The sequence below is a fragment of the Streptococcus sp. HF-1907 genome (assembly GCF_015594605.1).
In the GTDB taxonomy this organism is placed as follows: Bacteria; Bacillota; Bacilli; order Lactobacillales; family Streptococcaceae; genus Streptococcus.
In genome coordinates this window covers 1-1,438 of sequence record NZ_JADNQT010000036.1, presented here as the reverse complement: position 1 = coordinate 1,438, position 1,438 = coordinate 1, and the positions used below count along the sequence as shown (strand labels likewise).

At 36.8% G+C, this 1,438-nt stretch carries 1 protein-coding gene; it reads left to right on the top strand.

Annotated elements, in window-relative coordinates:
- Positions 1–55 precede the first annotated feature (55 nt).
- Positions 56–1,407 (top strand): IS3 family transposase gene (locus IYQ92_RS10040; RefSeq protein WP_195676490.1). Its coding sequence is split into 2 segments (ribosomal slippage): positions 56–497 and positions 497–1,407, totalling 1,353 coding nucleotides; the frame shifts between segments, so codons are not numbered across the junction.
- Positions 1,408–1,438 lie beyond the last annotated feature (31 nt).

The following is a 1,438-nucleotide window of genomic DNA, read 5'->3' as shown; positions in this document are numbered from 1 at the left end:
TGAACTGCACCCCAAAAGTTAGACAGAAAAAATCTAACTTTTGGGGTGTTTTATAATGAAATTAACTTATGAAGATAAAGTTCAAATATATGAATTGAGAAAGCAAGGAGAGAGCTTTAGACAGCTTTCAAATCAATTTGGAATAAACATTTCTAATCTTAGGTACATGATTAAATTGATTGATCGTTACGGAATAGAATTCGTCAAAAAAGGAAAAAATCGTTACTATTCTCCTGATTTAAAACAAGAAATGATTAATAAAGTCTTACATGAAGGCTGGACTAAAGATAGAGTTTCTCTTGAATACGGTCTCCCAAGTCGTACGATACTTCTTAACTGGCTGGCACAATACAAGAGAAATGGGTATACTATTGTTGAGAAAACAAGAGGGAGAGCACCTGAAATGGGACGTAAACGCAAGAAAATTTGGGAAGAAATGACAGAACTAGAGCGACTCCAAGAGGAGAATGAACGCTTACGTACCGAGGTGGCCTACCTAAAAAAGTTAAAAGAGCTAGAAGACAGGGACGAAGCCTTACAGCGAGAAAGGCAGAGACAATTAGAGAAATGGTTTCAGGAGGATTTCGACTAGATTTACTTCTTGAAACAGCCTACTTGGCTCGTTCAACTTACTATTATCAGTTGAAGCAACTAGATGGGCACGACAAAGATAAAGAGATTAAAGGCGAAATTCAGGAAATTTATTATGAGCATAAAGGAAATTATGGCTATCGCCGAATATCTCTTGAATTGAGGAATCGTGGTTTTGTAGTGAACCATAAGAAGGTCCAACGTCTGATGAAGATTCTTGGTTTAAGTGCACGTATTCGTCGTAAACGGAAGTATTCTTCATACCAAGGAGAAGTTGGCAAGAAAGCAGATAACCTTATTCAACGCCAGTTTGAAGCATCCAAACCAATGGAAAAGTGCTACACAGATGTGACAGAGTTTGCCATTCCAAATAGCACACAGAAATTGTATTTATCGCCTGTTTTAGATGGCTTTAACAGCGAAATTATTTCCTATAATCTCTCAACTTCACCAAACTTAGAACAAGTGAAAGCTATGTTAGATCAGGCCTTCACAGAGGAGCATTACGAAAATACAATTCTCCATAGTGACCAAGGTTGGCAATACCAACATCAGTATTATCATCAATTTTTAGAAGATAAAGGAATCCAACCGTCCATGTCACGTAAGGGAAATAGTCCAGACAATGGTATGATGGAGTCCTTCTTTGGCATTCTTAAGTCTGAGATGTTTTATGGTTATGAGAAGACGTTTCACTCACTTGAGCAATTGGAACAAGCTATTGTAGACTATATTGATTATTACAACAACAAACGAATTAAGGTAAAATTAAAAGGACTCAGTCCTGTGCAATACAGAACTAAATCCTTTGGATAAATTAAATGTCTAACTTTTTGGGGTCAGTACA